The sequence below is a fragment of the Variovorax sp. GW823-FHT02B07 genome, assembly GCF_058797695.1.
Map to the genome: position 1 here is coordinate 1,660,842 of NZ_JBXAJX010000001.1, position 21,111 is coordinate 1,681,952.

General features: G+C 68.8%; 18 protein-coding genes. 5 read left to right on the plus strand and 13 right to left on the minus strand.

What is annotated here, in order from left to right; translation table 11 throughout:
• Positions 1–74 precede the first annotated feature (74 nt).
• Together AC1RGU_RS07760 and AC1RGU_RS07765 are read left to right on the plus strand one after the other, a co-directional pair.
• A complete protein-coding gene (locus AC1RGU_RS07760) occupies positions 75–1,961 on the plus strand; it encodes a tannase/feruloyl esterase family alpha/beta hydrolase (protein ID WP_492695812.1) in 1,887 nt (628 codons plus the stop codon).
• A 40-nt stretch (positions 1,962–2,001) separates the two neighbouring features.
• Positions 2,002–3,951 (plus strand): tannase/feruloyl esterase family alpha/beta hydrolase, encoded by a 1,950-nt coding sequence (locus tag AC1RGU_RS07765; RefSeq protein ID WP_492695814.1) that lies wholly within the window; start codon positions 2,002–2,004, stop codon positions 3,949–3,951.
• A gap of 49 nt (positions 3,952–4,000) precedes the next feature.
• Here AC1RGU_RS07765 and AC1RGU_RS07770 read toward each other — a convergent pair whose 3' ends face one another.
• Genes AC1RGU_RS07770 through AC1RGU_RS07785 form a run of 4 tightly spaced genes read right to left on the minus strand, consistent with a single transcriptional unit; the run spans position 4,001 to position 7,840 of the window.
• Positions 4,001–5,125 carry an NAD(P)/FAD-dependent oxidoreductase gene (locus tag AC1RGU_RS07770; RefSeq protein ID WP_492695816.1) on the minus strand — a complete coding sequence of 375 codons (1,125 nt, stop codon included), beginning with the start codon at positions 5,123–5,125 and terminating at the stop codon, positions 4,001–4,003.
• Between the two features lie 5 nt (positions 5,126–5,130).
• Entirely contained in the window at positions 5,131–6,108 is a 978-nt protein-coding gene (locus tag AC1RGU_RS07775) for a Bug family tripartite tricarboxylate transporter substrate binding protein (protein ID WP_159272123.1), read from the minus strand.
• Positions 6,109–6,149: 41 nt separating this feature from the next.
• Positions 6,150–6,842, minus strand: coding sequence for an RraA family protein (locus AC1RGU_RS07780; RefSeq protein WP_062478327.1), 693 nt, complete (start codon positions 6,840–6,842; stop codon positions 6,150–6,152).
• The gene (locus tag AC1RGU_RS07785; RefSeq protein WP_062478330.1) at positions 6,839–7,840 is read right to left on the minus strand and encodes a hydroxyacid dehydrogenase; all 1,002 of its coding nucleotides are present in this window, start codon (positions 7,838–7,840) and stop codon (positions 6,839–6,841) included. The genes AC1RGU_RS07780 and AC1RGU_RS07785 overlap by 4 nt, the downstream gene beginning before the upstream one ends.
• Before the next feature lie 106 nt (positions 7,841–7,946).
• Between AC1RGU_RS07785 and AC1RGU_RS07790 the strand changes: the two genes are divergently transcribed.
• Positions 7,947–8,876 carry a LysR family transcriptional regulator gene (locus tag AC1RGU_RS07790; protein WP_492695819.1) on the plus strand — a complete coding sequence of 310 codons (930 nt, stop codon included), beginning with the start codon at positions 7,947–7,949 and terminating at the stop codon, positions 8,874–8,876.
• 51 nt (positions 8,877–8,927) lie between these two features.
• On the opposite strand, the gene AC1RGU_RS07795 is transcribed toward AC1RGU_RS07790, so the two are convergent.
• The 7 genes from AC1RGU_RS07795 to AC1RGU_RS07825 all read right to left on the minus strand — a co-directional run bounded on the left by AC1RGU_RS07795 (position 8,928) and on the right by AC1RGU_RS07825 (position 17,318).
• Positions 8,928–11,207: a glycoside hydrolase family 3 N-terminal domain-containing protein gene (locus AC1RGU_RS07795; protein WP_492695821.1), complete on the minus strand. Its 2,280-nt coding sequence runs from the start codon at positions 11,205–11,207 to the stop codon at positions 8,928–8,930.
• Between the two features lie 100 nt (positions 11,208–11,307).
• Complete coding sequence (gene tcuB, locus AC1RGU_RS07800; RefSeq protein ID WP_492695823.1) at positions 11,308–12,537, minus strand: tricarballylate utilization 4Fe-4S protein TcuB; 1,230 nt, start codon at positions 12,535–12,537, stop codon at positions 11,308–11,310.
• Positions 12,521–13,948, minus strand: coding sequence for an FAD-dependent tricarballylate dehydrogenase TcuA (gene tcuA / locus AC1RGU_RS07805; protein ID WP_492695825.1), 1,428 nt, complete (start codon positions 13,946–13,948; stop codon positions 12,521–12,523). The genes tcuB and tcuA overlap by 17 nt, the downstream gene beginning before the upstream one ends.
• Positions 13,949–14,025: 77 nt before the next feature.
• Positions 14,026–14,952: a LysR family transcriptional regulator gene (locus AC1RGU_RS07810; protein WP_492695827.1), complete on the minus strand. Its 927-nt coding sequence runs from the start codon at positions 14,950–14,952 to the stop codon at positions 14,026–14,028.
• Between the two features lie 7 nt (positions 14,953–14,959).
• Complete coding sequence (locus tag AC1RGU_RS07815) at positions 14,960–15,838, minus strand: bile acid:sodium symporter family protein (RefSeq protein ID WP_492695829.1); 879 nt, start codon at positions 15,836–15,838, stop codon at positions 14,960–14,962.
• Between the two features lie 100 nt (positions 15,839–15,938).
• Positions 15,939–16,706, minus strand: coding sequence for a class II aldolase/adducin family protein (locus tag AC1RGU_RS07820; RefSeq protein WP_070060369.1), 768 nt, complete (start codon positions 16,704–16,706; stop codon positions 15,939–15,941).
• A gap of 21 nt (positions 16,707–16,727) precedes the next feature.
• Entirely contained in the window at positions 16,728–17,318 is a 591-nt protein-coding gene (locus AC1RGU_RS07825; protein WP_354343406.1) for an HD domain-containing protein, read from the minus strand.
• Positions 17,319–17,441: 123 nt separating this feature from the next.
• Here AC1RGU_RS07825 and AC1RGU_RS07830 point away from each other — a divergent pair, with 123 nt between their 5' ends.
• Together AC1RGU_RS07830 and AC1RGU_RS07835 are read left to right on the plus strand one after the other, a co-directional pair.
• Complete coding sequence (locus AC1RGU_RS07830) at positions 17,442–18,164, plus strand: Crp/Fnr family transcriptional regulator (RefSeq protein ID WP_492695831.1); 723 nt, start codon at positions 17,442–17,444, stop codon at positions 18,162–18,164.
• 102 nt (positions 18,165–18,266) lie between these two features.
• A complete protein-coding gene (locus tag AC1RGU_RS07835) occupies positions 18,267–18,956 on the plus strand; it encodes an alpha/beta hydrolase (RefSeq protein ID WP_095745013.1) in 690 nt (229 codons plus the stop codon).
• A gap of 6 nt (positions 18,957–18,962) precedes the next feature.
• Here AC1RGU_RS07835 and AC1RGU_RS07840 read toward each other — a convergent pair whose 3' ends face one another.
• The gene (locus tag AC1RGU_RS07840) at positions 18,963–20,486 is read right to left on the minus strand and encodes an MFS transporter (RefSeq protein WP_492695833.1); all 1,524 of its coding nucleotides are present in this window, start codon (positions 20,484–20,486) and stop codon (positions 18,963–18,965) included.
• Entirely contained in the window at positions 20,483–21,058 is a 576-nt protein-coding gene (locus tag AC1RGU_RS07845) for a GNAT family N-acetyltransferase (protein WP_492695835.1), read from the minus strand. Before AC1RGU_RS07845 ends, AC1RGU_RS07840 begins: the two co-directional genes overlap by 4 nt.
• Positions 21,059–21,111: the final 53 nt, after the last annotated feature.

Below are 21,111 nucleotides of genomic sequence, written 5' to 3' on the forward strand. Positions count from 1 at the left end.
TAAAAGTGCGACAGGAGACAGCGGTGAAATCGACCTTTCAATCCCCACGATCGGATGTGCGGCGCCCCAGGCGAATGGCCTGGCAGATGGGGGCCGCCATGGCCCTTGCGGCGGTGCTGGCGGGCTGCGGCGGTAGCAGCAACGGGCCGGCCTTCGTGGCGGCGCCGATCGCAACGCCCACGCCACCCACGCAGCCCTCCGGCCCCACGGTGCTCGCTTGCGACGACACGATCAAGACCGGCTTCAAGCCCGACGACCAGACAACCGTACTGTTGGTCAAGGCATTCAAGAAGGGAGACCCGCTGGCGTTGGCGGAGGCGGTGACCGCCGACACGCCGACGGCCGGAAATGACCTCTGTCTCGTGAAGCTCAACGTGGGGCCGGGCAATCCCGGCCCGGCGGAAGCGCCTTCGACCTCCGCCGGCATTGGCCTGGAGATCTGGCTGCCGACGCCTGCCAACTGGAACCAGCGCGTGCACGCCCTCGGCAGCGGTGGCTGGGGCGGCGGGAACGAAGGATCGACCACGAAGCTGCAGAACCAGTTGAATGCGGGAGGCAGCGCCGCGGCAGTCGCGGCGTCGGAGGGCGCAGTCAGCGTCACCACGGACACGGGCCATGCAGACACCGCGCATGGCGGCTCGTTCGCGATGAACCCCGACGGGACGATCAACACGGTGCAGTGGCGCGATTTCTCGACGCGCAGCGTTCATGAAATGGCCGTGAAGAGCAAGGCCCTGGCCAAGGCGTACTACGGCGCGGCCCCGCTGTACGCGTACTTCGATGGCGGCTCGATGGGAGGCCGCCAGGCGCTGGGCTCACCACAGGTCAACCCCGCGGACTTCGACGGCATCCTGGTGGCGTTTCCTGCCAACAACTGGACCCGCTTCATCACGGCCGACCTGTATCCGCAGATCGTGTTCCAGCGCGACCTCGGAGGCGTGCCGCTCACCACAGGCCAGCAGAACCTCGCTTCCAACGCCGCGATCAACGCATGCGATCTGGTCGGCGGCCAGCACCTGGGCTTCATCCTCGATGACGCGCAGTGCCGCTACGACCCGACCAAGGATGCCAACGTCCTGTGCCAGGGGATTGCAGGCAACAGCGGCGTCGCAGGCAAGAACACCACGCCGGATTGCGTCAATCTTGCGCAAGCCACGGCGCTGAACAAGATCTGGTACGGCATGACGTCGGACGGAAGCGTTCCGGATCCGGCCGTGGACAACGGGTGGGACACCGGGCTGTCGGGGAATCGACGCTGGTATGGCACGCCGCGCGGAACCAGCCTGAGCACCATTGCATCACCCACCGGGCCGTTCACGATCGCGGTCGATGTCGTCGCGCTGAACCTGCAAGACCCCACGCTGGCCGGGCCCACGTTCCTCAACGCGTCGGGCAACGGCGCTTCGAAGTGGAAGAGCCTGTCGTACGCGCAACTGTCGAATGCCTTCGACCGCGGCACCGCGCTGCAGGGCGCGTTCGACCACGTCGACGCCGACAACCCGGACCTGTCGGCATTCAAGGCGCGCGGCGGCAAGATCCTTCACTACCACGGCATGGCGGACGGCGCGATCATGCCGCAGGGCTCCATCGACTACTTCGAGCGCGTCGTCGCCCGGATGGGAGGCCTGGCCTCGGCCCAGGACTTCTATCGCCTGTACCTGGTTCCTGCGATGGGGCACGGCTTCATCTGCCTGAACGGCACCTTCTTCTGCAACGACTTCACGACCCGGTACTTCAACGGGACGACGAACCCTGATGCGCATCCACCGGTGCCGGACCGCCGCCAGCTCTATGCGGCGCTGCAGGCCTGGGTCGAGAAGGGCGTGGCGCCCGACGTGCTCGCTGCGCAGACCTTGCCGTCGTCGCCGGTGGCCAAGAGCCTTCCGCTGTGCGCCTATCCCAAGAAGATCACCTTCGCGAGTGGCGATCCGCTCGTGGCCGCGAGCTACGCATGCCGATGAACCGGCGCCTGCGCCCCACCACAACGACAGGAGACCTTCGATGACCCCCACTACAACGAACCCCGCGCACGTGCGCTGCCGACGCCTGATGGTGAGCGTCGCCTGCATTGGCCTGATCGCCGCATGCGGAGGCGGAGGCGGAGGCGGAGGCGGCAACGACGCGGCACAAGCCGCGGCGATTGCTGCCGCCATCGCGGCTGCGAACGCACCTCCCGCGCCACCCGGGCCGGCGCCGCAGCTCGCATGCGACGACTCCATCCAGACCCACTTCAAACCGGACAGCCAGACCACTGTGCTGCTGGTGAAGTCGTTCAAGAAAGGCGAGCCGCTGCTGTTGAGCGGAACCGCCACTGCAGCGACCAGCACCGCGGCCAATGATCTGTGCCTGGTCAAGCTCAATGTCGGGCCAGGCAACGCAGGCCCCGCCGAGGCGCCATCGACATCGCCAGGCATCGGCATCGAAGTCTGGCTGCCTGCCAAGGCGAACTGGAATGGCCGCTTTCATGCCACCGGCAATGGCGGCTTCGGCGGGTCGGTCGAAGGCTCGACCTCGGAGCTGAGCGCCACGGCTGCCGCGAACGACGTGCGCAGGGCGTCGGCCATTGCCGGCACCGAAGGCGCTGTCACGGCGTCCGAGAACATGGGCCATACCGACCCGACGGGCAGCGGCTCGTGGGCGATGAACCCGGACGGCACCATCAACACGGCGCTGTGGAAAGACTTCTCGGAGCGCAGCGTGCATGAAATGGCCGTGAAGGCCAAGGCACTCGCGACGGCCTACTACGGCTCCGCGCCGAAATACTCTTATTTCGACGGAGCCTCCACCGGCGGGCGCCAGGCCATCAAGGCCGCCCAGGCCAATCCGGACGACTTCGACGGCATCATTGCCGCGGTGCCCGCGCTCAACTGGACGAAGTTCACCACCGCGGAACTCTATCCGCAGATCGTCTGGCAGCGCGACCTCGTGGACAAGGGCATCGCGATCCCGACCTACGAGCAGCAGGACCTGGTGTCCAACGCAGCCATCAATGCCTGCGACGTGGTGGGTGGGCAGCACCTGGGCTACATCCTCGACGACTCGCAATGCAGGTACGACCCGACGAAGGACGCCACCGTGCTTTGCTCGGGTGCGGCAGGCAGCGCCGGGGTGGTGGGCACCAGCCACTCGCCGTCCTGCGTCAACGGGGACCAGGCGCAGGCCATCAACAAGATCTGGTACGGCATGACGGCCGATGGCAGCGTGCCGGACCCGGCCGTCGACAACGGCTGGAACGTCACGTTGGGCGGCACGCAGAAGTGGTACGGACTGCCGCGCGGCACATCGCTTTATCAGGCGTCGTTCACCAAGGTGACGGGCATTCCCTTCGGCCTGGCGAACCCGAACGCCGCATTCACCGTCGGCACCGACCAGGTCGCATTGGAACTGCAGGACGCCAGGCTCGCGGGGCCCAACTTCAGGAACGCCACGAGCAACGGTGTGAACGGCTGGAAGTCCTTGTCGTACGCGCAGCTCTCCAACGCCTTCGATCGGGGCGTGGCGCTGCAGCCGCAGTTCGCGGACATCAACACGGACAACCCGGACCTGACAGCGTTCAAGAAGCGTGGTGGCAAGCTGCTCCATTACCACGGTGTCAACGACGAGCTGATCTTCTCCATGGGCTCCGTGAACTACTACCAGCGGGTGTTGAACCAGATGGGCGGCGCGGCGAATGTCCAGGACTTTTATCGCTTCTACCTGCTGCCCGGCAATGGACATGGCTCGGTGAATGCGACGTCCAATGAAGCGGCGACCCCACCTGCGCTCACGCCCGGACAGATGTACGGCCTGATGACGGACTGGGTCGAAAAGGGCATCGTGCCTGACCGCATCGTGCTGAACTCGCTTGCGGGAAGCCCGACGCCCATCAGCCAGCCGATCTGCCCGTATCCGCAGAAGGCGACCTTCCAAAGCGGCAATCCGAGGCAGGCCGCAAGCTATGCGTGTTCCTGATTGAATGGAGACGTCTTCAGAAGGAACGGGCCCTCGGGCCCGTTTCTTTTTACGGATGCATCTTCGCCACGAGGCCCGCAACATGCTCGCCCAACGCGAGCGACGCCGTCAGCCCCGGCGACTCGACGCCGAACAGATTCACCAGCCCCGCGATGCCGTGATCCTGCGGCGTCTGGATCACGAAATCCGTCGCCGTGTTGTGCATTGAAGAACCGGGGCCGGCCAGGCGTGGGCGGATGCCGGTGTAACCCGGCTGCAACTCACCGTCCTGCAGGGCAGGGTAGTAGCGGCGCACCGACTGGTAGAAGGCCGCTTCGCGCGAGGCGTCGAAGCTGTAGTCGATGCCGTCGCGCCAGCTCAGGTCCGGCCCGAACTTGCATTGCCCACCGAGGTCGAGCGTCACGTGGGCGCGCAAGGCGCCTTCACGCCCGGTCGGGTACACGAGATGGCGGAAGGGCGATTTGCGCGCCAGCGAGAAGTAGTGGCCGATCGCGTAGTACAGCGGCGGGATCAAACCGGGCGGCATGCCGTCGATCCGCGATGCCACCTGCTGGGCGCCGAGACCTGCTGCGTTCACTACCGTGTTGCACAGCACGCTCGTTGTTTCCGCGCCGCCCACCTCGACCACAAGGCCGTCCGCTGTAGGCCGCATGGCCTGCACGCGGCTCTGCAAAGCAAGCGAGGCACCCGCACGTTCCGCGTCGCCCAGGTACGACAGCATCAGCGCGTGGCTGTCGACGATGCCCGTCGAGGGCGAGTGCAGGGCGCCGACGCAGGCCACCTCGGGCTCCATGTCGCGTGCCTCGGCAGCGTCGAGGATGCGCAGGTCGGTCACGCCGTGGGCCGCGCCGAGCGCGACGTATTTGTCGAGCTCGGGCAGCTCCGAGTCCTGCACCGCCACGATGAGCTTGCCGATGCGCTGGTGGCCGATGCCGCGTTCGGCGCAGTAGGCGTACAGCGCGGCCTTGCCCGCCACGCACAGCCGGCCCTTGAGCGAGCCGGGCGTATACGAGATGCCCGCATGGATCACCTCCGAATTGCGCGCGCTGGTATGCGTGCCGATGGCGTGCTCGGCCTCGAGGATCACCACCTCGCGCCCGGCCATGGCGAGCGATCGTGCGATGGCCAGGCCCACCACGCCGGCGCCGATCACGACGCAGTCGATCCGGTCCATGCGGCTCAGTCCAGCTTGATGCCGGCTTCGCGGATCAGCGCGCCCCACTTGGCGTGCTCGGCGCGGATGTAGGCGTCGAACTGCTGCGGCGTGCCGCTGGCGGGCACGCTGCCTTCCTGCGCGAGCTTGTCCTGCACGTCCTTGCGTGCCACCGTCTTTACGACCGCAGCGTTGATGCGGTTGACCACGTCGGCGGGCAGCCCTGCCGGTCCGACGAGGCCGACCCAGGTCGTGGCCTCGAAGCCCGCGAAACCCTGTTCGGCCACGGTGGGCACGTTCGGCAGCGCGGGCAGGCGCTTGGCCGAGGTGACGGCCAGCGCGCGGGCGCGGCCGTTCGACAGCTGCGACATCACCGAAACGCTGCTGCCGAAGTACAGCGCGATCTGCCCGCTGATCAGGTCGTTCATGGCCGGGCCTGCGCCCTTGTAGGGCACCTGCATGACCTTGATGCCCGCGCGGCGCGCCAGCATTTCGCCGGCCAGGTGCCCCACGGTGCCGTTGCCGGCCTGCGCGATGCTGAACTCGCCCGGCTTCGCCTTCGCGGCTTTGATGAAGTCGGCCAGCGTGCGCAGCGGCGAGTCCGCGCGCACGGCGAGCACGACGGGTTGCGAGGCCACTTCGGCGATGGGCGAAAAGTCTTTCAGCGCCTCGAAGGGCATCTTCGAATAGAGCCAGGGGTTGATCGTGAGGTTCGACGTTTGCCCCATGCCGATCGTGTAGCCGTCGGGCGTGGCCTTGGCCACGGCGTCGAGGCCGATGTTGCCGGCCGCGCCGGGCTTGTTGTCGACGACGACGGTCCAGCGCTCGAGCGAGGTGAGGCGTTCGGCAATCAGGCGCGAGGTCGCGTCGGTGCCACCGCCGGGCGTGAAGGGCACCACCAGCTTCACGGGGCGTTGCGGCCAATCGCCTTGCGCGTAGGCCATGCCCGCCGCTTGGGCGATGGATGCGAAGGCGGTGGTCTGCAGAAAGTCTCTTCGGTTCATGTCTTGTCTCCTGGGGGTTCTTGTGATCTCGTGGCTGCCGTTCAGACCGGCAGGCCCTTGGCGCGCAGCACGGCGTCGAAGCGCTCGGGGTCGGCGGTGCCGGTGCGGTTGGTCTCGCGGATCTTTGCTTCGCGCGCCAGGTGGGCCCGCGTCTTCTCGAGCACGTCGGCCGCTTCGGCGGCCGGCACCGCGATGACGCCGTCGGCGTCGCCCACCACGAGGTCGCCCGGCATCACGACCAGGCCCGCGCACGAGACGGGCACGTTCACCTCACCGGGGCCGTCCTTGCTCGGCCCGCGGTGCGTGTGGCCTCGCGCGAAGATCGGCATGCCGTCTTCGGCCCATTCGCACAGGTCGCGCACCGCGCCGTCGATGACGAGGCCCGCCAGCTGGCGCGCGATGCAGGTGGTGCGCATCAGGCCGCCGACCAGCGCCTGCGTGACGTCGCCGCCGCCGTCGATCACGAGCACGTCGCCCGGCGCGACCATCATCAGCGCCTTGTGGATCATCAAGTTGTCGCCGGGCCGCACGCGCACGGTGACGGCGGGGCCGCACAGCACGGTGTCGAGCCGCGCGTGGTACTGGCGCAGCCCGACGGTGCCGACATTGCGGCTCATCGCATCGCCGATGGCGGCCACGGGCAGCGTGCGGAAAGCGTCGACGAGGGCGGCGTCTGGGCCGGACGCGCGCGGGTTGATGCGGTAGCCGGGCGGCCAGGAGAGCGGGGCGGTCATGCGGTGATTCCGTGCAGAAGGGGGGAAGACAGGACCTGCGGGTTCACGCAAGCCGAAGGATCGACCGGACAGCCTTGCAGCCAGCCCAGCACGTTGCGTGCGGCGCCGCTGGCCATGCCCGCGAGCGCCGCGGGCGTGGAGCCGCCGACATGCGGCGTGAGCACCACGTTGGGCAGGGCGGCCAGCGGGCTGCCGGCGGGCAGGGGTTCGTCGGCCATGGTGTCGAGGCCGGCCGCGTACAGCTGGCCGCATTGCAGCGCCGCGATGAGCGCGGGCTCGTCGATCACCTCGCCGCGCGCCGTGTTGACGACGATCGCGCCGCGCGGCAGCGCCGCAAGCTGCGCGGCGCCGAGCATCTGGCGCGTGTGGCGGTTGAGCGGCACGTGCAGGCTGAGCACATCGCTCAGCGGCAGCAGCGCATCGAACGAAGGCAGCAGGCGCACGCCGGCCACTGGGCTCGGGCCTTCGCCGAGGGCCGGGTCGAACGCGGCCACCTGCATGCCGAGCGCGAGGCCGACCCGGGCCACGCGCTGGCCGATCTGGCCGAAGCCAACGAGGCCCAGCGTCTTGCCGTGCAGTTCCACGCCATCTTGTGCGCGCGACCAGCGGCCATCGTGCAGCTCGCGGTCCATCCAGCCGATGCGGCGTGCGGCGGCGAGCATCAGGCCGAGCGTCATCTCTGCGACCGACTGCGCGTTGGCGCCGGGCGTGACGTAGACCGGAATGCCGCGCGCGGTGGCCGCCTCGACGTCGATGTTGCTCACGCCCACGCCATGCTTTGAAATCACTTTCAGCGTCGGACACGCGGCGATGGCGCGGGCCGACAGTTGCACGGTGCGCGAGATGACGGCGTCGATGGGTTCGCTCGCCATCAACTGCTCGACTTCTTCGACGCTGTCTGCGTTCGCAAGGTAGATGACGCGGGCGCCGGCTTCGGCGAGCAGGTCGGCGCCGGCCTTGGCAAGCCGTGGCGCAGTGACCAGGACAGTGGGGTTCATGGAGAGAGAGAGGGTCGTTCGAGGGTCGGTATGAGCTGGATTGTGGAAATCACCATTCATTCCGTCCAATCGATAATGTTCATTCAACGATTCCTCGGAGCTATGAATGGACATCCAGTTGCGCGACCTGAAATATTTCGAGGTGGTCGCCGACACCGGCCACCTGGGCCAGGCCGCCGACAAGCTCGGGCGCACGCAGCCCGCGCTGACCAAGGCGGTGCAGCGGCTCGAGGAGGCCTTCGGCAGCGCGCTGTTCGAGCGCAAGGGCCGGGGCATCCAGCTCACGGCGGTGGGCGAGGTGCTGCTGGCGCGTGCCCGGCTGCTGCGCGGCGCCACCGAGGAGGCGCTGCGCGAAGTGAGCGATTTCGCCAAGGGCAACGCGGGCCATGTGCGCATCGGCAGCGGGCCCATTGCGGCCGACCATGTGCTGCCCGAGGTGTGCAATCTGCTGCTGGCCGAGGCCGGCGACACCCGCATCGACATCACCGTCGCGCCCAGCATGGCGCTGCGCGAGCGGCTGCGCGAAGGCGCCATCGACCTCTTGATCGGCCTCATGCCCGAGCACGATCCGGCCTTCGTCACGCATTCCATCGTCGAGGATGTGGTGGTGGTCGCCGCCAGCCCGCAGCACCCCGTGTTCGAGCTGCCGAAGATCACGATGAAGTCGCTCCTGCAATGGCGCTGGGTGCTGCCCGCCGACCCCATTCCCAGCCGCCAGTGGCTCGACGCGGCCTTCCAGTCGCGCGGGCTGCCGCTGCCCGCAGTGCAGGTCAACGCGAACTCGATCCCACTGCTGCCGCGCCTCATCTCGCGCTCCGACCTGCTGAGCTTCCTGTCGCGCCACACGCTCGGCGCGGCCGGGCGCGAAGGCACGCTGCGCGAAGTGCCGCTCAAGGAGACCACGCTGCGCCGCCACCTGGGCGTCACGTACCGCAAGGAGGGCTACCTGTCGCCGGCGGCGCGGCGCCTCGTGACCTTGCTGCGCAGCGAAGGGGCGCAGCTTTTTTCGTCGGCGCTGTCGCAGCGTGTGCTGTGACCGGTGCGGTGCGACGACTGAGGGGCTGAAGGAGTCGGCTCGCGCGTCAGCTCACTCGCGCGTCAGCACGAAGCGCTTCTGAATCCCGCCCGCAGCAGAAGGCGCCACCCACAGATCGATCTCACCCGGCTCGACCACCGGCTTCATGTCCCGCCCCAGAAACTGCAGGTCGTCATTGCCGACAGCGAACTCGACCACCTCCGAAGCCCCCGGCGCAATCCGCACCTTGCGGAAATTCTTCAACTCGCGCACCGGCCGCGTCACGCTCGCGGCGCGCTGCGCCAGGTACAGCTGCACCACTTCTTCCGCCTCGCGCGTGCCCGTGTTGGTGACGGTCGCGCGCACGCGCAAGGTCTTGCCCATGGCGAGGCGGTCCGTGCTCAGTTCGACCTGGTCGTAGCGCACCGGCGCATAGCCGATGCCGAAACCGAAGGGGTACAGCGCCTCGTTCGTCGCGTCCAGGTAGCGGGTCTTGAAGGCCGTGCCCGGCGCGCTCTCGGGCGAGGGGCGGCCGGTGCGCTTGTGGGCGTAGTAGTAGGGCACCTGGCCCGCAGTCTGCGGAAAGCTCACGGGCAGGCGGCCCGAGGGGTTGGCGTCGCCGAACACCACGTCGGCGATCGCGTGGCCGGTCTGCACGCCGAGGAACCAGGTCACGAGGATGGCGCGCGCATTGCGCACCGCACCCTGGAGCGCCATCGCGCGGCCGTTGCTCAGCAGCACGACCACCGGCTTGCCCGTGGCGGCCACGGCCTCGGCCAGGTCCTGCTGGGCCTGCGGCAGGCCGATGTCGCTGCGCGAGCGCGACTCGCCCGACATCTTCTGGCTCTCGCCGATGGCCAGCACCACCACGTCGGCGTCGCGTGCGGCGGCCACGGCGGCCTCGATGCCGCCGGGCAGCGGCGACTCGACGTTCGCACCGCGCGTGACGGTCAGCCGCGAGGCCTCGGTGCCCAGCGCGGCGCGCAGGCCCTCGTCGATGCCCACGGGCGCGGACTGGCCCGGGAACAGGCTCCAGGAGCCCATCAGGTCCTTCGTGCCTTCGGCGAAGGGGCCGATCAGCGCGATCTTCTGCGGGCCTGTTTTCGCGAGCGGCAGCAGCTGGCCTTCGTTCTTCAGCATTACGATGGAGCGGCGCGCGCTCTCGCGGGCCAGCGCGATGAACTCGGGGTTCTCCACGCGCTGCGCGGCCGGCGGGCCGTCCAGGCCGCGCATCGGGTCGTCGAAGAGGCCGAGCTTGAGCTTGACCCGCAGCACGCGCCGCACGGCCTCGTCGAGCCGCGCCATCGGTACCTCGCCCGAGGCCACGAGGTCGGGCAGGTGGCGGATGTACAGGCCGCTTTGCATGCTCACGTCGGTGCCCGCCATGAAGGCCAGCTTGGCGGCCTCGCGGCCGTTGGCGGCGTGGCCGTGCTCGATGAGCTCTTCGTCGGCCGTGTAGTCCGACACCACGAAGCCCTTGAACTTCCATTCGTCGCGCAGCACGCCGGTGAGCAGCGCGGGGTTGGCGGTCGAGGGCACGCCGCCGATCTCGTTGAAGGCGCTCATGACCGACAGCGCGCCCGCATCGAGCGCTGCGCGAAACGGCGGCAGGTAGACCTCGCGCAGCGTGCGCTCGGAGATTTCGCTCGTGTTGTAGTCGAGCCCGCCCTCGGCCGCGCCGTAGGCCGCGAAGTGCTTGGGCGTGGCCAGCATCGAGTCGGCGTTCGCGAGGTTGCTGCCCTGGAAGCCGCGCACGCGCGCCGCCGCGAACTGGCGCGCCAGGTACGGGTCTTCGCCCACGCCTTCGAGGCCGCGGCCCCAGCGTGCGTCGCGCGCGATGTCGACCATGGGCGCGAAGGTCCAGCGAAAGCCGTCGGCCGTGGCCTCGACCGCCGCCGCGCGCGCGGTGCGCTCGGCCAGCGCGGGTTCCCAGCTCGAGACCTCGGCCAGCGGCATCGGGAAGATGGTGCGAAAGCCGTGGATCACGTCGGCGCCGAAGATCAGCGGAATGCCCAGCCGCGACTCGCGCACCGCCACCTGCTGCAGCCGCCGTTTGCCCTCGAGGCCGGCGTTGTTGAACAGGCCCGTGAGCCGCCCGTTGCGTACGTCCTCGGTCTCCTGCTGCCCGTTGCGCCAGCCGGCCTGCGGGTTGTTCGGCGTGTTGATGTCGGCCGGGCCGTAGAGGCTGAGCTGGCCGGCCTTTTCCTGCAGCGTCATGCGCGCGATGAGCGATTCGATGCGGGCTTCGGCGGCGTCGGAGGGCTGGAGGTTTTTCGGAACGGACGCCGCGATGGGGGGGAGGGAGAGGGCGGACAGGACGAGGGCGAGAACGGCGGCTTTTCGAACATGCATGGCCGCCTATTCTGCAGACAACGCCCGCCGCGCCCGGCCAGCGGGTTTCCGCCCTGGGCGTAGGGCCTTGTCCGACCCCGGCCCCTTCAGGCCATGCCGATCAGTCGGCACCCAGCCGCAACCGGCTGGGCAGGCGCTTCTCGATCGCGAACTTCAGGAGCGCCGCGCAGCGGAAGATGCCGTGCGCGAACTTGCCGTAGGGCAGCGTGAGAAAGAGCGCCATCACCACGCCCAGGTGCACCGCCAGCAGCAGCGCCATGAAGCGGGTGTCGCGCCACGCGAGCAGGGCCAGGCCCGTGAGGCTGGTGAGCAGCAGCAGCGCGATGAAGCCGCGGTCCATCGGCCGCTGCGCCACGTCGCCGTGCGCGGCATGGCGCCGCAGGTTGAGCCACAACAGGCCGACAGGGCCGATCACGAGGCCGATGCCGCCCGTGGTGCCCAGCAGCACGGGCAGGCTCGTGAGCGCATAGGGCGCGTGCAGGTCGAACAGGTAGTGGTAGAGCGTTGCCACGCAGGTGGAGGCGAAGCACAGCATGAAGCCGTAGAAGGTGAAGTGATGGAAGCGCCGGCGCCAGAGCGTGAAACGGTCGTTTTCGTTGTTGCAGCCTTCGCCGTGGCCACCATCGAGGTACTTCAGGCGCAGCGCGTCGTGCGCGGCTTCGGCGCTGGCTGCGCGGCGCACACCCGGCAGGTCGGGGGCGTTGCCCGGGTCGTTCGCGGGCGAGACCTCGCGCCAGAAGCGGCGCGTGCCCATCGCCAGTGCGAACATCACGAACAGGAACACCGCGCCGAACACCAGCGCGAGGAAGTTGTGCGGAAAGATCGCGTAGAAGTTGCCCGCGAGGGGTTCGTGCAGGAGCGAACCCGACATCGCCACGGCCAGCACGAGGAACATCGCCAATCCACCCGCCAGTGCCAATGCGACGGTGAGCCCGGCCCGCTTGTAGAGCGCGCCCATCGCGGGCGGCCAGGCGTAGTCGTGGTAGGTCTGCAGGCGCACCTGCGCCATCGCCTGCGGCACGTTCACGGCGAACTCGTGCGGCGGTGCGTACTGGCAGGCATGCAGGCAGGCGCCGCAGTTGTGGCACAGGTTGGCGAGGTAGTGCGTGTCGGCCTTGCCGAATTCGAGCCGGCGCGTCATGGCGGGGAACACGGCGCAGAAGCCCTCGCAGTAGCGGCAGGCGTTGCAGATCTGCAGGATGCGCGCGACCTCGCCCTCGGAGGCGGTCAACGGCAGCGCGGGCTGGATCGGGATGACGCGCGACGGGGTGCTGCCGATGCCGTCGGCATCCGCACGGGCGCGTGCGACGAGGTCAGTGAGTTGCTGCAAGGGCGGTCTCCGGAGAATTCTTTGAATGGTTCTTTGCCGCACGCGCAGCCTGCGTCCCGGCGATGCGCCCGAAGGCCGTGCCGATGCTCATGCCCACGCCGGCCGTGTAGCCCTGGCCGAGCACGTTGCCGGCCATCATCTCGCCGGCCACGAAGAGGTTGGGGCTCGGCCGGCCGCCGAAGCGCACGGCGGCGGTCTCGTCCACCTTCAGGCCGAGGTACGTGAAGGTGATGCCGGGGCGCAGCGGATACGCATGGAAGGGCGCCGTGTCGATTGGGCGCGCCCAGTGCGTCTTGGCGGGCGCGAGGCCTTCGGTGTGGCAGTCGTCCAGCGCCGTGTGGTCGAAGCGGCCGACGCGGCAGGCGGCGTTGTAGTCCTGCACGGTGCGCACGAAGGTGGCTTCGTCCAGGCCGATCTTCTGCGCCAGTTCGCCGAGCGTGTTGGCCTGCGCGCCGGGAAACACGGGCGGCATGAAGCGCCCGACCGCCTGCTGGTCGATGACGGACCACGCGATCTGCCCCGGCTGCTGCGCCACGAGCCGGCCCCAGATCGCATAGCGCTTGGGCCAGAAGTCCTCGCCCTCGTCGTAGAAGCGCTGCGCGTCGCGGTTGACCACCACGCCGAGCGAGACGCAGTCGATGCGCGTGCAGATGCCGCCGTCGTACAGCGGCGCGCGCGCATCGATGGCCACCATGTGGCCCTGCGACGGGTCGCCGATGCTGTCGGCGCCCGCGTCGATCATGTACTTCAGCAGCACGCCCTGGTTGAAGCGCGTGCCGCGGATGAGGAAGTTGTCGGCCGGCCATTCGCCGCGTTCGTTTTGCCCCCACGCTTCGCGCAGCCAGTCGCGGTTCGATTCGAAGCCGCCCGAGGCGAGCACGCAGCTCCTGGCTTCGATGCGCTCGCCGGCCTCGGTGCGCACGGCCACGAAGCGCTCGCCCTCGAGCTCGACCGTGGCCACGGGCGTGTCGTAGCGGACCTGCACGTCGAGCGCTTCGGCGCTGCGGTAGTAGGCGTTGACGAGCGCCTTGCCGCCACCCATGAAGAAGGCGTTGGTGCGCGCCACGTGCAGCGCACCCGACAGCGGCGGCTGGAAGCGCACGCCGTGGCGGCGCATCCAGTCGCGGCAGTTCGACGAGGCGCGGATCACGAGGCGGGCCAGGTGCTCGTCGGTGAGGCCGCCGGTCACCTTCAACAGGTCTTGCCAGTACTCCTCTTCAGGGTAGGCCTCGACCAGCACGTCCTGCGGCGCGTCGTGCATGCAGCGCAGGTTGCGGGTGTGCTGCGAATTGCCGCCGCGCCATGCTTTGGGCGAGGCTTCCAGCAGCAGCACCGAAGCGCCGGCCTCGCGCGCCATCAGCGCGGCGCACAGCGCGGCATTGCCGCCACCGACAACCAGTACGTCTATCACTTGTGGGTCTCCTTGGAATGCAGGAGACTTTAGGCAGCGCGGCCTTCACGCGAAAGACCGATCGAGGCAACAGGTGTTCAGCTTTCGAGAAGACTTGCCCCGGCCCAGCGGCCTTCACTGACCAGTGTGCGCGCCGTTTCGGCCACCACCACGCGCGCGGCCAGCGCGGCGGGCGAGAGCTCGTCGTCCGACAGGCTCACGAGCAGGTTGCGGCGCCCCACGTGCGCGTCCGAAATCTGCGTGAGCGCGAGGTCGTCGCGGTCGTGCCGCGCGGTGGCGGCGCCGGGCTGGATGGTGGCGCCGTGGCCGGCGCGCACCGCGTCCATCAGCAGCGCCAGGCCGTCGACCTCGGCCACGATGCGCGGCGCCACGCGCGCCCGCGCAAAGGCGGCCATCAACGTGGCGCGCAGGCCGTGGCTGCCGCTGGGCAGGATCAGCGGCACCTCGGCCAGCTGCGACAGGCGCACCTTCTTGCCCGTGGGGCGCGGCGTGAGGGTGGGTGACGCGATCACGAAGAGCTTTTCGGCCAGCAGCGGCGACACGCTCCAGCGCCGCGGCGTGTCGGTCTGGAACAGCACGGCCAGGTCGAGCTGGCGTGCGTGCAGCATGGTCGTGAGGTGGCCCGACAGCGCCTCGACCATGTGCAGCCGCACCTCGGGGTAGCGCGCCTGCATGGCCTGCATCAGCGGCACGCCCAGCACGGTGGCGGTGGTGGGCGCCAGGCCCACGCTCACATGGCCCGACAGCCGCGCCTGCTGCGCCGCGCGCACGGCGTCGTCGGCGTGGCGCAAGGTGAGCTGCGCCTGGTGCAGGAAGGCCAGGCCCGCGTCGGTGGGCATGACGCCGGTCGAATGGCGGCGCAGCAGGCGGGTCGAGAGTTCGCTTTCGAGCCGGCTGATCTGCTGGCTCAGCGCCGAGGTGACCACCCCCAGCTCCACCGCCGCGCGGCCCATGCTGCGCAGCTCGCAGACCTTGACGAAGTAGCGCAGTTGTCTCAGTTCCATGCGCGCATCATGGCGCAGGCACGGCGGCGGGCTGACCGCGCCGCAGCAACAGCCATCCGAACAGTGGGGCGGTGATGTACATCACGACCGAGTAGATGGCGGCCGGCAGCGCGAGCGGAAAGCTTCCCAGCACGCTCACCGCGATGAAGATGGCGAGCGTGGAGTTGTGGATGCCGATCTCGTAGCTGATGGCGGTGGCCAGCGGCTTGTCCAGGCCGGCGGCGCGGCTCAGGTAGTAGCCCGCCAGCAGGCTCACGAGGTTGAACAGCAGTACCGGCACGCCGATCTCGGCGAAGGTGGTGGTGATGTTCTTCCACTCGTTGGCGATGGCGAGCACCGTGACCACCGCGAGCACCACGGCGCTGAAGATCTTGGTCGGCTTTTCCATGCGCGCCGCGAAGCCGGGCCGGCGCGACGCGACCACCATGCCGATGGCCACCGGCACCAGCACGATGGCGATCACTTCGACCAGCTTGCGCGTCTGCAGCGGCACCACCTGGCCACTCGGCGCGAAGTGGTTGATGGCCCAGTTGGCGATGAGCGGCAGCGTGACGATCGACAGCAGCGTGTTCACGGCCGTGAGCGAGATGTTCATCGCCACGTTGCCGCCGAACAGGTGCGAGAACAGGTTGGCCGAGATGCCGCCCGGCGAGGCCGCCAGCAGCATCAGCCCGATGGCGAACACCGGCGACAGGCCGAAGCCCACGATGATCGCGTAGCAGGCCAGCGGCAGGCCGATGACCTGCAGCACGAGCGCGATGGTCACGGCCTTCGGGTGCTTGAACAGGCGCCGGAAATCCTCGAGCGAGAGCGACAGCCCCAGCCCGAACATCACGAGCGCGAGCGCGCCGAACAGGAACCGGGTCACGATGAGCGTGGTGTCCATGCGGTGGTGTCTCCTCTTGGGTTCTTCTGCTTAAAAAAATGGCTGCCGGCACCCGTCGCGCGGGCGCTGGCAGCCGTGGAAACCGGGATCGACGTCTGTCTTATTGTTTGTAGCTGTCGTCGATGCGGTCGAGTTTGCGGATCAGCGAAGGCCAGACGAACATGCCGCCCAGGCCGCCGCTTTGCACCTTCATGGCCTGGCCCACGCCGTCGATGATCCTCGGGTCCACGTGCGTGAGTTCACCGCCGCCGGCCTGCGCGGCGATCTGGATCTGGCAGGTGTTCTCGAAGGTGTACATCGAAAGGAAGGCGTCGGCAATGGTCTTGCCGCAGGTCAGCAGGCCGTGGTTGCGCAGCATGAGGAAGTTGGCATGGCCCATGTCGGCCTGCAGGCGCGGCTTCTCGTCGTCGCGGAAGGCCACGCCTTCGTAGTCATGGTAGGCCAGCGAGGCCAGCACGAAGGTCGACTGCTGGCTGATGGGCAGCACGCCGTTCTTCTGCGCGCTCACGGCGATGCCGGCCCGGGTGTGGGTGTGCAGCACGCACTGGATGTCCTCGCGCGCGGCATGCACGGCGCTGTGGATCACGAAGCCGGCCGGGTTCACGGGGTAGGGCGAGTCGATGATCTTGTTGCACTGCTGGTCGACCTTGACCAGGCTCGAGGCCGTGATTTCGTCGAACATCAGGCCGTAGGGGTTGATCAGGAAGTGGTGCTCGGGGCCGGGCACGCGCGCGCTGATGTGCGTGAAGACGAGGTCGCTCCAGCCGTACAGCGCCACCAGGCGGTAGCAGGCGGCGAGGTCGACGCGCAGCTGCCATTCTTCGGCGGAGACGAGCTTCTGGATTTCGGAGGCGGAGGTGGCGTTCATATGAGGTGTCCTTTGTCGTGATCAGGCGGCGGTCGGCTCTTGCAGCACGGTCTTGTAGACGCTCTGCTTGGGCTGCGCCATCAGGCGGCGCAGCATGGGCTCGAACTCGCTGATGGGCAGGGTCTCGGCCTTGGGGTCGAAGGCCGGGTTGTCGTAGAGCGCGCAGAACTCGGCCGTGCGCTCGTAGTGCGGGTGGTCCTTGAAGGTGTCGCGCATGTCGCGGTCCAGCCCGATGTGGTGGAAGAAGTAGTGGCCCTGGAAGATGCCGTGGTTCTGCACCATCCAGTGGTTGGCCTCGCTCACGAAGGGCTTGAGGATGGCGGCGGCGATGTCGGGATGGTTGAAGCTGCCCAGCGTGTCGCCGATGTCGTGCAGCAGCGCGCACACCACGTACTCCTCGTCGCGGCCGTCGCGCAGCGCGCGCGTGGCGGTCTGCAGCGAGTGCGTGTAGCGGTCGACCGGAAAGCCGCCGTAGTCGCCTTCGAGGATCTGCAGGTGCTTGATCACGCGCGCGGGCAGGCCGCCCGCGAACTGCATGAACTCGCCGCCGATCAGTTGCCAGTCTTCGCGCGTGCTGTCCTGCATGCGCTTGAAACTTGCCCGTGCGTTCATCGTGTGGGGTCTCCGTTCTTGGGGGGATGGCGGCCACTGTAGACCTGCGCTTGACCTTCAACTGTCAAGAATTTGACAATGCGAGGTTCTGGTAAACCCGCCTCCGGGCGCCTTTCTCTTCTCATGGCCACCTCGACCAAGCCGCGCCTGTCGGCCGCGCACCGCGCCGCGCTCGACGGCAACCCCTGGTTCACCAGCATGCCGCGCGCACAGCGTGACGCGCTGCTGGGCGCGGCCGAGCTGCTGCATGTGCGGCGCGGCACCATGGTGTTTCGCCAGGGCGACCCGATCCATGCGGCGGGCGGCGGCTTCTACGGGCTGGTGGCGGGCACGATCAAGATCTCGTCGCTGCGCCAGGACGGGCGCGAGGCCATCCTGGCGGTGCTGGAGCCGGGCAACTGGTTCGGCGAGATCACGCTCATCGACGGCTCGCCGCGCACGCACGACGCCACCGCGCTCGAAGCGCTCGACCTGCTGGTGGTGCCGCCCGAGGCCTTCGTGCGGCAGATGCGCGACGTGGTGTTTTCCAACGCCATCGCCGCCATGCTGGCCGCGCGCGTGCGCATGCTCTACGGCCTGGCCGAAGACGCCACCTTGCGCAGCCTGCGCGCGCGCGTGGCGCACCGGCTGCTGGTGCTGGCGCGCGGCGACGCCACGCAGTCGGTGCACCTGCGGCACGAACTCATGCTGTCGCAGGAGGCGCTGGCCATGATGCTCGGCGTGACGCGCCAGACGCTGTCCAAGGAGCTCAATGCGCTGGCGACCGAGGGCGTGGTGTCGCTGGGCTACGGGCGCATCGAACTGCTGTCGCTCGACGCGCTGCAGGGGCTGGTGCGCACCGGCTGAGGGTCTTGTCACAGCGCGGGCAGGGCGCAGGCGTATAAGACTTTCCCGGCCCGTCATTCCGGCGGCCCGGTGTCTTATTTCTTCACTGGAAGGTGGCGAATCATGAGCAACAACAAACCGACGGTCGTCCTGGTCCATGGTTTCTGGGGTGGTGCGGCGCACTGGCACAACGTCATCGTGGAGCTGCTGCGCAAGGGCCACACGGCCATCCGCGCGGTCGAGCTGCCGCTGACCTCGCTGGCCGACGACGCCGAGCGCACGCGCAAGATGGTGGCGCAGGTGCAGGGGCCGGTCTTGCTGGTCGGCCACTCGTACGGCGGCGCCGTGATCACGCAGGCCGGCGACCTGCCCAACGTGGTGGGGCTGGTCTACATCGCCGCCTTCGCACCCGACGCAGGCGAAAGCCCCGGCGGCATCACGCAGGAGCATCCGCCCGTGGCCGTGCCCAACCTGGCACCCGACAGCGACGGCTATTTGTGGGTGATCCCCGAGAAATACCACGAGAGCTTCTGCCAGGACCTGAGCGCCGAAGAGGGCCTGGTGATGGGCCTGACGCAGAAGGCGCCGCTGGCCAGCACCTTCGGCGACACCATCACGGCGCCGGCCTGGAAGAAGAAGCCGTCGTGGTACCAGATCTCGAGCGAGGACCGCATGATCTCGCCCGTGAACCAGGAGCGCATGTCGGCGCGCCTGGGCGCGAAGAAGGTCATCACGCTGGCGGCCAGCCACGCCTCGCTGGCCTCGCAGCCGCAGGCCGTGGCGGCGCTCATCGACGAAGCCGCGAGCGCCTGAGGCCGGTTACGCGCAGCGCCGGGTGCGCTGCGCAGCCGTCGGGCGGGCCCGCCAGCCGAGGAACGCCACGGCGCAGGCCGCCGTGACCACGATTGCCACGGCCACGCCCATCACCGAGAAGAAGGCCTGGTCGAAGGCCGTGTGCGCGAGCGCCACGAGCTGCGAGGCGATCGGCGCGGGCAGCGTTTCTGCGGCCAGCAGCGCGGCATCGATGCTGTCGCCGGCCGAGGCCGGCACGGCCAGGCCGTCGGGAATCACCAGCGCGGCGGTGTAGCTCGCCGAGAGCACGCTGCCCAGCAGCGCGATGCCCAGCACGCCGCCGAGTTCGTACGACACCTCCTCGATCGACGCCGCCATGCCGGCGTGTTCCACGGGCGCGTTGTTCATGACCGCGTTGGACGCCGCCGTGATGGTCGCGCCCACGCCCAGCCCCAGCAGCACCAGGATCGCCGGCTTGAGCAGGCCCGCGGCATCGACCGCCAGTGCCAGCGCGCACAGCGCGAGCGCCGTGGTCACGAGGCCGCCCAGGATGACGGGGCGCGAGCCGATGCGTGCCAGCAGCAGGCCCGCGAGCGGCCCCGCCACGAAGGCGGCCAGCGGCAGCGGCAGCAGGGTGAGGCCCGCCTGCAGCGGCGTGAGGCCGACCACGAGCTGCAGCCGCTGGCTGAACACCAGCTCGACACCGATCAGCGCCACCGAGGCCACGATGGCTGCGATCACGCCGCCCGAGAAGTACGCGTTGCGGAACAGGCGGAAGTCGATCAGCGGCGCGCTGCTGCGCCGCTGGCGCTGCACGAAGAGGGCCATGGCCACCACGGCGAGTGCGCCGGTGATGGCGGCCGTTGTGGCCGAGGGCGCGAACTTGGTGAGTTCCTTGATGGTCAGCACCAGGAAGACCAGCCCCGCCAGCACCTGCACCGAGCCGATGAAGTCCCACGGGCGCGTGCCGGTGTTCTTCTGCGTCGGCAGCAGCCACAGGGCCAGCACCAGCGCGAGCACCACCACGGGCACGTTGATGAGGAACACCGAACCCCACCAGAAGTACTCGAGCAGCACGCCGCCCACGACCGGCCCGAGCGCCGCGCCGCCCGAGGCCACCGAGGCCCACACGCCGATGGCCACGGCCCGCTCGCGCTCGTCGGTGAACACCAGCCGCAGGATCGCCAGCGTGGCCGGCATCATCATCGACGCGCCCACGCCCAAGAGGGCCCGCGCGGCGATGAGGACGGCCGGGTTCGGCGCGTAGGCCGCGCACAGCGAGGCCACGCCGAACACGGCCAGGCCCGCGACGAACATGCGCCGGTAGCCCACGCGGTCGCCCAGCGCGCCCATGCCCAGCAGGAAGCCGGAGACGACCACGGTGTAGGCGTTGAGGATCCAGAGCTTCTCGGTGGCCGATGCGGCCAGGTCGTGCGTGAGCGTGGGCAGCGCCGTGTAGAGCACGGTCATGTCGACCACGATCAGCAGCAGCGCCATCGAGACGATGCCGAGCGTGATCCATTTCTTGGCGGTGGGGTTCAAGCCGTTCATGGCGTGGCCCTCCGGTCGTGCGACTGTGAGGTGGTGCCGTCCAGTTCCTTGAGCATCGTCACCGAGACCGTCTCGCAGCCGCGGGCGTGGAAGAAGTCGTGCGCACGCGCGTTGCCGATGCCGCTTTCGAGAAAGAGGCGCTGGATGCCGCGGCGCTGCAGCTCGGCGCAGACCCAGTCGAAGAGCCGGCCGCCCAGGCCCAGGCCCTGGAAGCGCGCGTCGACGACGAGGTCGTCGAGCGTCGCGAAGCTGCGCGTGGCGCGGCGGGTGTCGTCGATCGAAACCAGCGCGAAGCCGGCCAGTGCGCCGTCAGCTCGCGCGACGGCCACGCGTGCGTGGGCGGTGGCCGGGTCCAGCGCCAGGGTCTCGCGCACTTGCGCCATGAAGACGGCGGGCAGGTCGGTGCGCCATTCGCCCAGGGCCACGGCGCGCTGCTCCTGCAACTCCGAGTGCGAGATGTAGGAGGGGGAAAGTTGCTGCAGGAACAGGGCGGTCAACGCCTGCGCCTGGGAAGGATCGCTGCACCAGCTCAGTTCGAACGCCGGTGTCATCTTGTTGTTTGCATTCGTCATGGCGCCATGTTGCGCCATTAAAATGAATGAATAAAGATGAAATCCATCTGATA